This window comes from Streptomyces sp. NPDC004031, from assembly GCF_053604375.1.
This window is the reverse complement of the sequence record NZ_JBSGHL010000022.1, coordinates 121,973-131,492: the sequence shown is the minus strand read 5'-3', so window position 1 is coordinate 131,492 and position 9,520 is coordinate 121,973. Positions and strand designations below refer to the sequence as shown.

Genomic DNA, 9,520 nt, shown 5'->3' with positions numbered 1-9,520 from the left:
CCGGTGCGGGGCGAGGGCTTCCGCATGCGGGGCGCACCGGCAGAACCCGGTGCGGGGCGAGGGCTTCCGCATGCCCGCCGCGGCCCGGTTCCGGCCGAACACGGCTCCGCACCAAGGGCGTTGACACCGATGTGATCGGGTGTCACACTAACGGCACGGCGAAGCCATGCCCTCAGCCAGGTCACGTGGTACCGGGTGTCACGACCCCGGAGCGGGCAGGCCCGGGAGGCGCCGTCCCACGTCGGGCCGGTTGACCGCACGGTACGCGGCGCGCCGCCCGCCATCGGTGCCGTCCTCCCCCGCCGGGCCCGCACGCCGGGCCCCGTCCCCGCGTTCGCCCCGTCCGGCGTCACGGGCACGGCGCGCAGACCACGCCCCGCCCCTCCCCGCCGGCCCGCCGCAGCACCGCCTCCGCCGTGCCGCCCCGGCCGGGCGGACGCGACCGCCCTGCCGACCGGGTGCCCGGACGCCCCGGGTGCCCGCGCGCCCGGGGCGGCCGGGGACGCACGCCCCCGGCCGCCCCCGGCCTTCGCCTCACCGACATGGACACGACCCTCACGAGAGGCAGCCATCGTGGTGCCAGGAACGCGCTCCATCACCGGCGACGACATCCTCGCCCTCATCTCCCCGCACATGCCCGCGGACGACCGCCCGGGTCTGACCGCGTCGTCGGACCTGTGGAGTTCGGGCATGGACTCGCTCACGAGCGTGTCCGTGATGCTCGTCGTGGAGGACGAGTACGACCTCGAGTTCCCCGACGAGTACCTGACGCGCGAGGTGTTCTCCGACGCCGAGCACATCGCGGCCGCGGTGCGCGCGATCCTCGCCGGGCAGGAGGGCTGATGGGCGCCGCCGCCGGTCAGGGCTCCGTGGCGCGGTACGGGGTCACCGCCGCGAGCGCGCTCGGCGTGGTCTCGCTCACCCCGGCGGAGGTCGCCGGGGCGGTCGGCCCCGACCTGGGGGGCGGGCGGGCCTATCTCGTCGGCTCGCTGTCGTCCGGTCTGGGCAACGCCGGGAGCGACGTCGACGTGCACGTCCTGCGGACGGGCCTGTCCGCGCAGGTCGGCCCGTACATGCACTTCCTCGGCGGCGTGGTCGTCGACGTGGAGTGCTTCCCCGAGGAATGGGTGGGCCAGGTCGCCGGGGCCGTCCGCGACCTCCCCCATGCGCGGCTCCCGATGGGAGCGGTGGCGCTCGACCCGCCTCCGCGGATCGCCGCGGGCTGGTCGACGGTCGCGCGCTGGCTGCACGCGGTGCCCGTGGACGACGGCGGGCGGGAGGTGTTCACGCCCGAGGAGGGGCGCGGCATCCTGCCGGTCCTCGCGCGGACGGCCTACGACGAGCTGCTCACGGCGGTCGCGGTCGCCCGTCTCGCGGACCGGGCCGCCGCCGCGCCGCAGGCGCGGGAGTTCCTCTGGCGCCGGGCGTCGCGCCAGTTGCAGGAGCTGCGCTGCCGGGCGGCCGGGGACGTGACGGTGAACCGCAAGTGGCTCGCCTCGCGCGTCCGCCGTTTCCAGCTGCCCGACGCCGGGGAGGCGCGCGACGAGGCGGGGCTGCGCCGGTCGGCGGAGCGGGCGGGTCTGCCGGCCGCCGACGAGTGGCTGCTCACCCGGCTGGAACCGGCCGACGGCCTGGAGCCGATCCGTTTCGCGGGCCGCCGCCGGGCGCTCAACCGGCACGGGCGGCTCGTCGACGCGTGGAGCGCCGGGGGCACCACCGCCGCCCTCGTCGCCGAGCACGGTGCGGCGCGCGTCCTGCGAGCCCTGCGGCGTGCCGAACTCGACGTCCGGGCGGACCAGGACCTGACGAAGGAGGCTCTGACGCGATGAACGGCTCACCGCAGGAGACGGGCGAGCGGCCCGACGACGACGGTCTCGACTTCGACTGGGTCCTCACCCGCGGCGCGGACATGGTCTGGCACTACGCGTTCGACACCCAGTCCTTCCTGACGGACATGGAGGCCGCGCACGCCGCGGGCGACTGGCCGCTGTGCACCGCCGCGGGCACCTTCGCCCTCCAGACTCTCGTCGAGTGCGAGGCGCGCGGGGCCGGGATCACGGCGCGGGCGACCGGGACGGAGTCGGAGATCCGCATGGCGACCTCGGATTCACCCGCCGCGCGGGCCCTGCGGTCGCTGCCGCCCGCGGTCGGGGCGACCGCCGAGGACGCGGCGCGCGTGCTCGCCCTCGTCCGGCGGCACGACGCCGACTTCCGCGCCGCCCTGCCCGTCGAGGTGCCGCACCTGCGCAGTCCCTCGGGTCCCGCGCAGTCGATGCGGCTGTCCGCGTCGATCATCAAGTGGCGCAAGGAACGCGGCCTGGGCACGCCGACGTGGGGGTACGCGGCCCTCGGCAAGGCCGTGGCCGAGTGACCGGCACCCCGGCCGTGACCCCGGCTGTGACCCCGCCAAGTGCGTTGCCCGGCACGCTGTCCGCCGAGGTGGCCGCCGTGGCGGAGGTCGCGGCGCGGCACGCCGCGGCCGTCGACGAGAAGGCCCGCTTCCCCCAGGAGGCGGTCGACCGGCTGCGCGACTGCGGTCTGGTGTCGGCGTGCGCCCCGCGGGCCGCGGGCGGCGCCGGACTGGACGTCAGGGGCCTTGCGGTGATCGCCCGCGGGCTCGCGCGGGCCTGCGCGGCCACCGCGATGATCTGGTCGATGCACCAGGGCCAGCTCGCCTCGCTGTGGCGGTACGCGGGCCCCGGCGGATTCCTGCACGACCTGGCGCGGCAGGCCACGAAGGAGCAGTGGCTCATCGCCTCGGCCACCAGCGAGGCGGGCATCGGCGGCGACCTGCGCAGGAGCGGGGCCGCCCTCGAACCGGTCACGGACTCCCCCCTCGGGCTCTTCCGGCTGTCGAAGGAGGCCACCACCGTCTCCTACGGAGCGCACGCCGAGGCGCTGTTCGTCACGGCCCGGCGCGCGCCGGACGCTCCCGCCTCGGACCAGGTGCTGGTCGCCGTGCCGGCCCGGCAGGCGACGCTGGAGAAGACCGGCGGCTGGCAGCCGCTGGGCATGCGCGGGACGAGCAGCCCGGGTTTCCGGATCGCCGCGCAGGTCGGCGGGCAGAACGTCTTCCCGGTCCCCTTCGCCGACATCGCGGCCGGCGCCATGGTGCCCGTGACGCAGGTGCTGTGGGCGGCCACGTGGGCGGGGCTGGCCGCCGAGGCACTGGACCGGGCGGTGCGGATGGCCCGGCGCCGCGCGGCCCGTTCCGCGGGAGCGGCCGGGGGCGCGGGCGCAGCCGGGGCCGCCGCCGCGCACGCTCCCTCGGCGCTCGCGGAGGCCCGGTGGCGGCTGGCGGGCGTCGACGCGATGGTCGACGACATGGCCGGCCACGCCCAGCGCCTGCTCGACGGTGAGGCGCAGGCCTCGGTCGGCACGGCCGTGCGGGCGAACTCGCTGAAGGTCGGCGCGTCCGAGAGCTGCCTGGAGATCGCCCACCTGGCGCTGCGCGCCTGCGGGATGGCCGGCTACTCCGAGCAGGGCCCGTACTCGGTGGCGCGGATCATCCGCGACCTCAGCTCGTCGGTCGTCATGATCGGCAACGACCGGATCCTCGAGAACACGGCGCGGATGATGCTGGTCGAGCGCCGCGGCGACCGTTAGGGGGCGGACCGCACCGTGCTTTCCGTGACGCACCCGCACGACCTGCTCGACCTCGGCGTCCATCTCGATCTGCGGGAGATCCTCGGGCTGAACCTGCACCTGCGGTGCGAGGGCTTCAACTTCGCGGGGTCGATCAAGCTGCGGGCCGCCCGCTGGCTGGTCGACGAGGCGCGCGCGGGCGGGCGGCTCACGAGGGGCTCCGTCCTGGTCGAGTCGTCCTCGGGGAACATGGGCGTCGCGCTGGCCACCGTGGCCGCGGGCTACGGCCTCGGCTTCGTCTGCGTGACCGACTCCCGCTGCACCCCCGCGAACCTCAAGATGATGCGCGCCCTGGGCGCGCGGGTGGAGACGGTCGGGGACACCGGGGCACCGGGCGGGCTGCTGGCGGCCCGCAAGGCGCGCGTGCAGGCGCTGTGCGCCGCCGATCCCCGGTACGTGTGGCTCGACCAGTACACCAACACCGCCTCCAGCCGCGCCCACTACGAGACGACGGCCGCCTACATCGCGAAGGCCTTCCCCGGGCTGGACGTCCTGTTCGTCGGCGTCGGCACCGGCGGCACCGCGTCGGGGTGCGCGCGGTACTTCGCCGAGAACGCCCCGCATGTGCGCGTGGTGGCGGTCGACGCGGTCGGCTCGGTCAACTTCTCGCCGGACGCGGGCCCCCGCCGCATCCCGGGGCTCGGCGCCGCGGTGCCGATGCCCCTGGTCGACCGGGGCAGCTACGACGACGTGGTGCTGGTCGAGGAGGCGGACACGGTCCGTATGTGCCGCCGGCTGGCCGCCGCCGGGCTGCTGCTCGGCGGATCGTCGGGGACGGTCGTCAGCGCCGCGCAGCGCTGGCTCGGCTCGCACGACCCGCGGCAGCGGTGCACGGCGGTGGCGATCGCCCCCGACCTGGGCGAGCGCTATCTCGACACCCTCTACGACGACGCCTGGGTGCGGGACGCCTTCCCCGGGGTGCTGCCGTGTGAGCCCGCCGGGCGCGCCGCGGCCGACCGGTGCTGACCGCCCCCCGCAGGCCCCCGCCCGCCCCCGCCCGCGCGCACCCCGAACCGTCCCCGTCGCACGTCCCGCACGTCCCCGTCGCACGTCCCCGCACGTCCCCGCCGAGCAACCGGTCGAGTAGGAGAGCCATGGGAGAAGCGTCCGCACCCTCGTTCGGCGTCGTGTCAGGCGCCGCGGTCGACGAGATCCTCGCGGGCCGCGAGCCGGAGGTCATCGATCTGATCGAGCGGGCCTACCTGCTGCACGGGTCCGGCCGGACCACCAATCCCCCCTCGTACTTCCTGCGTTTCCCCGACAAGCCGACGGCCCGGATCATCGCGCTGCCGGCGTCCGTGCGCGGCGACCGCCGTGTCGACGGCATCAAGTGGATCTCCAGCTACCCGGGCAACCTGCGGACGGGCATCCCGCGCGCCTCGGCCGCGCTGCTGCTGAACGACCCCGACAACGGCTACGTCTACGCCTGCGTCGAGAGCTCCATCATCAGCGCGACGCGGACAGCCGCCTCGGCCGCCGTCGCCGTGCGCCACCTGCTGCCCCGGCGCACGTCCGCCGTCCGGGTCGGCTTCGTGGGGACCGGGCTCATCGCGCGGTACGTCCACCGCTACCTCGTCGCGCTGGGACTTCCGCTCGCCGGTGCCGGGCTGTACGACCTCGACGCGGGCTACGCGCACGGCTTCGCCTCGCACCTGGCGGAGGCGGCGCCGGGGACCGCGGTGCGGATCCACCCGACCGCGGAGTCGCTGGTGCGCGACAGCGACGTCGTCGTCTTCGCCACGACGGCCGCGGTCCCGCACGTCCACGACGCGCGCTGGTTCGCCCACGCGCCGCTCGTCCTGCACCTCTCGCTGCGCGACCTCGCCCCCGAACTCGTCCTGGCCGGGACGAACGTGGTCGACGACGTCGACCACGTCCTGAAGGCCGACACCTCCGTCCATCTCGCGGAGAAGCTGAGCGGCGGGCGGGACTTCGTCCACGCCACGCTCGACGGCGTGATCGCCGGCGACCGGTCGCCCGTACCGGGCCGCCCGGTCTACTTCTCGCCCTTCGGGCTGGGCGTCCTCGACCTGGTCCTGGGCGACTTCGTCCACCGCGAGGCCGTCGCGTCGGGGAGGATCACGATGATCCCGGACTTCTTCCACGACATGGACCGGCACCGCGACCCCGCCGGACGCCCCTCCCCCGCCGGGGAGACGGCCGCGTGAGCGCAACGCAGCGGGCCGGGCTCCCGCTCGCACCGGGCACGGCGGCGCGGGCCGCGGCGCGGGCCGCCACCAACCCCCGGGCGGTGGACCTCGGCGGGACGGTGGCCGGACGTGTACGGGCCCGTGCGGCGGCGGCGCCGGACCACGAGGCGATCGTCTCGGGGACGGACGTGGTGGACTACGCCCGGCTGGTCCGCGACGCCGACCGGCTGGCCGCGCAACTGCGCGACGCCGGGTGCGGGCCCGGGTGGACGGTGGCCTGCCTGGGCCGCCGCAGCGCGCTCACCCCCGTGCTGTTCCTGGCGGTCGAACAGCTCGGGGCGGTCTACCTGCCGGTCGACCCGTCGTGGCCGCGGGCCCGCCGGGACGACGTCCTGCTGCGCAGCGGCAGTGCCCTGCTGGCCGACTGCACCGGCGGCGGCGTCGCGCTGACGGTGCTGCGTCCGGACGGCGGCGGCGCCGCGGCCGGGCCGGGACTGCCGGGCGAACCGCCGCCGCGGTACGTCATCTTCACGTCGGGCACCACCGGGCGCCCGAAGGGCGCGGTCGTCTCCCAGCCGGGCATGCTCAACCACCTGCACGCGAAGATCCTGGACCTGGGGCTCACCGCGCGGGACAGGGTCGCCTTCACCGCGCCGCTCGCCTTCGACATCTCGGTCTGGCAGATGCTCGCCCCCCTCATGGCGGGGGGCACGGTGGTCGTCGCCGACGACAACGACGTCACCTTCCCGCCACGGCTGCACCGCCTGCTGACCCGCCACGGGGCGACCGTGGTGGAGCTGGTGCCCACCGCGATCGCCGGTCTGCTGGACGAGGCGGAGCGGCGCGGTCCGGCCGGGGCGCTCCCGCGGCTGCGCTGGCTGGTCTCCACGGGCGAGGAGCTCAGACCGGGCCTGGCCCGGCGGGCGCTGGACACGCTGCCGGGCACCGCCCTGCTCAACGCCTACGGGCCCACCGAGTGCTCGGACGACGTGACGCACCACGTGGTGACCCGCGGCGACCTGGCCGCGACCCGGCTCCCGGTGGGGCGGCCGATCGCGAACGCCGAGATCCACTGCCTGCGCCGCGAACCCGGGTCGGACCGCTGGCGCTGCGCGGAGGACGGCGAGGCCGGTGAGGTCTTCGTCGGCGGCGTCCCGGTCGGGCTGGGCTACGTCGGCGACGGGACGACGACCCGGGAGTCCTTCTTCGGCGACACGCTCGGCACCGCCGCGCCGGACGGCCGCCTCTACCGGACCGGGGACCTGGGCCGTCTGGAAGGGGGCGTGCTGCACTACCTCGGCCGCGCCGACCGGCAGGTCAAGGTCTCCGGGGTGCGCCTCGAACTCGACGAGGTCGAGGCGGTGCTGAGCACCCATCCGGCGGTCGGCCACTGCGCGGTCACGGCGCCCGGCGAGGGGGGCCGCCCCGGCCTCGTGGCCTGGTACGTCGCGCGGGCCCCGGTCGCGGCCGGAGAGCTGGAGGCCCATCTGCGCGCGGTGCTGCCGCCCGCGGCCGTACCGCAGCGCTGGCGCGCGGTCGCGGCCCTGCCGCTCACGCCGAACGGCAAGGTCGACCACGCCTCGCTCACCGCGGGGGCGGTGGACGATGCGCCGCGCTGACCCCGCCGTGCCGAACCGGGAGTGACAGGGTGCCGATGACCGAGGACACGACGCCGGGCGGGCGCGCCTACGAGCCGCCGTCCCTGACCCTGCGCCACGGCAGCGGGCGGGAGGCGACCGGCGATTCGCGGGACCGCCTGCGGGCGCTGCGGATGCTGCCGGGGAACGTGCCGTCCGCGGAGGAGATCTTCGCGGCCTACCCGCAGTTCGCGGGCTCCACCTGTGTGTTCGTGAGCGGATCGCTCACCCTGGGGTGGGGTCACGCGCACAGCGACCTGGATCTGTACGTCGTCTCGGCGGACGGGGGCGCGGCCGCGTCCGGGCCCGCGGGCCTCCTGGAGGACCGGGCGTTCGCCGAGGACGCCGTGGCGCCTGTCGCGCTCGGCGAGATCGGGCAGTTCCGCGCGGACATCGAGCTGTGGGGCGAGGGGCAGGTGGACGAGCTCATCCGGCGGTTCACCCCGCGGCCGCCGCCGGGCAGGGTGACCGTGCGGCGCGGGGAGCGCGACCTGCTCTACCGTCTGACCACCGGGGTGGCCGTCACCGGGCACGCCTGGTGGGACGCGCGGCGGCAGGCGGTGCTGGCCTCCGGCTACGGGCAGTGGCTCGCGCGGAACAGGAAGGTCCACGCCGAGGGCGCGCTCGAGGACGCGAGCGGTCTGCTCATCTCCGGCGACCCCGACGCGGCCGCGCTGGCCGCCCGCGAGGGCTACGTCGCGGGCCTGGAGATGGTCCTGGCCCTCCACGCGGACTTCTCGTCCTCGCACAAGTGGCTCCTGCGCAGGCTGCTGTCGGCCTCCCCCGCCGAGGTCGGGGCGGGGGAGGCCCGCGAGGTCCTGCTCATGGCGGACTGCGCGCGCGATCCGGCCGCGTGGGCGCGGCGCACGGTGAGCGCCGCGCAGCGGCTCATTCTCATGATCGAGGAGAGGTTATGACCGGTGCACGATGGCGGCCGCTCCGTTCCGCGGGCGCCTACACCCGCCGGGAGGGGGACGTCACCCTCATCGAGGGCTACCTGGACGTCTACGAGACGAACCGGGTGGGCGCCTTCATCTGGTCGCAGTGCGGAGGGCAGATGGCGCTGGACGAGCTGTCGGCCGTGGTCGCGCGGCGCTACGGCGTGGACCGGGCCAGGGCCCGCGCGGACGTCGAGGCGTTCGTCGCCGGGCTGCGCGACCTCGGGTTCGTCATATGAGCGGCGACGAGGGCGTGCCGGTCCCGCCGGAGCCGGCGATCACCGGCCTGACCGGCCTGACCGGCGTGCGCCACGGGGTGACCGCGCCGCTGCCCACCGCCGTCGGGCCGCTGGCGGTCGTCGAGGGGGACCGCAGCACCGACGGCACGCTGTTCACCGAGGGCGTGTACGAGCCCCAGGAGACCGCACTGCTGCGGACGCTGTTCGCGCCGGGGATGCGGGTGCTCGACGCGGGGGCGAACGTCGGGTACTTCAGCCTGCTCGCCGCCCGGCACATCGGGCCCGCCGGTGTCGTCCACGCCTTCGAGCCGGAGCCGGTCAACTTCCGCGTCCTGCGCCGCAACGTCACCGCGAGCGGCTACGGCAACATCGAGACGTGGGCCTGCGCGCTGTCGGACCGGTCGGGCACCCAGGCGCTCTACCTGAGCCGGAGCAACCTCGGCAGGCACTCGTTCGCCTTCTCGAACGTCCCGGCGACCGGTGCCGCGGTGGACGTGCCGACCCGCACCCTCGACGCCTTCGCCGCGGACCTGCTGGACGACGGCCCGCCGATCCTGCTCAAGATCGACGTGGAGGGCGCGGAGGGCCGCGTCCTGGACGGGGCCGCCGACCTGCTCGCCCGGGACGCGGTGACGGTGTGGTTCGAGCTCTGGCCCGAGGGGATCGCCAACAGCGGCGGGGATCCGGACCGGCTGCTGCGCCGGCTGGAGGGCTACGGCTTCCACGCCGCCCTCTACGACGACGTCGCGCTGACCCCGGTGCTCCTTTCGAGCGTGCGCCGGAACCTGCGGCGCTCGTGGCACGACATCCGCTACCTGCTTCTCGACCGGTCGCCCGAGCGCATCGTCGCGGCCGCCGAGGCCGTCTCCGCCGTGGATCCGCTCCACCGAGAGCCCAAGGAGAACTGAGAC

At 75.8% G+C, this 9,520-nt stretch carries 10 protein-coding genes; all 10 read left to right on the top strand.

Features of this window, described 5'->3' with window-relative positions; translation table 11 throughout:
• The first annotated feature begins 573 nt into the window (after window positions 1-573).
• Entirely contained in the window at window positions 574-843 is a 270-nt protein-coding gene (locus ACWERV_RS16840; protein WP_452933465.1) for an acyl carrier protein, read from the top strand.
• Window positions 843-1,829 (top strand): hypothetical protein, encoded by a 987-nt coding sequence (locus tag ACWERV_RS16835; protein WP_452933464.1) that lies wholly within the window; start codon window positions 843-845, stop codon window positions 1,827-1,829. Before ACWERV_RS16840 ends, ACWERV_RS16835 begins: the two co-directional genes overlap by 1 nt.
• Window positions 1,826-2,371, top strand: a complete 546-nt coding sequence (locus ACWERV_RS16830; protein WP_398176952.1) for a hypothetical protein — start codon at window positions 1,826-1,828, stop codon at window positions 2,369-2,371. The genes ACWERV_RS16835 and ACWERV_RS16830 overlap by 4 nt, the downstream gene beginning before the upstream one ends.
• A gap of 77 nt (window positions 2,372-2,448) precedes the next feature.
• A complete protein-coding gene (locus ACWERV_RS16825) occupies window positions 2,449-3,606 on the top strand; it encodes an acyl-CoA dehydrogenase family protein (RefSeq protein ID WP_452933462.1) in 1,158 nt (385 codons plus the stop codon).
• A gap of 24 nt (window positions 3,607-3,630) precedes the next feature.
• Window positions 3,631-4,611 (top strand): pyridoxal-phosphate dependent enzyme, encoded by a 981-nt coding sequence (locus ACWERV_RS16820; RefSeq protein ID WP_452933460.1) that lies wholly within the window; start codon window positions 3,631-3,633, stop codon window positions 4,609-4,611.
• Between the two features lie 128 nt (window positions 4,612-4,739).
• Window positions 4,740-5,813 (top strand): 2,3-diaminopropionate biosynthesis protein SbnB, encoded by a 1,074-nt coding sequence (gene sbnB, locus ACWERV_RS16815; RefSeq protein WP_452933458.1) that lies wholly within the window; start codon window positions 4,740-4,742, stop codon window positions 5,811-5,813.
• A complete protein-coding gene (locus tag ACWERV_RS16810; protein ID WP_452933456.1) occupies window positions 5,810-7,414 on the top strand; it encodes an amino acid adenylation domain-containing protein in 1,605 nt (534 codons plus the stop codon). Before sbnB ends, ACWERV_RS16810 begins: the two co-directional genes overlap by 4 nt.
• A gap of 35 nt (window positions 7,415-7,449) precedes the next feature.
• On the top strand, window positions 7,450-8,349 hold the full coding sequence (locus tag ACWERV_RS16805) for a hypothetical protein (RefSeq protein ID WP_398176941.1): 900 nt from the start codon (window positions 7,450-7,452) through the stop codon (window positions 8,347-8,349).
• On the top strand, window positions 8,346-8,609 hold the full coding sequence (locus ACWERV_RS16800; RefSeq protein ID WP_452933454.1) for a PqqD family protein: 264 nt from the start codon (window positions 8,346-8,348) through the stop codon (window positions 8,607-8,609). Before ACWERV_RS16805 ends, ACWERV_RS16800 begins: the two co-directional genes overlap by 4 nt.
• Window positions 8,606-9,517 carry an FkbM family methyltransferase gene (locus tag ACWERV_RS16795; protein ID WP_452933452.1) on the top strand — a complete coding sequence of 304 codons (912 nt, stop codon included), beginning with the start codon at window positions 8,606-8,608 and terminating at the stop codon, window positions 9,515-9,517. Before ACWERV_RS16800 ends, ACWERV_RS16795 begins: the two co-directional genes overlap by 4 nt.
• The last annotated feature ends 3 nt before the right edge of the window (window positions 9,518-9,520 follow it).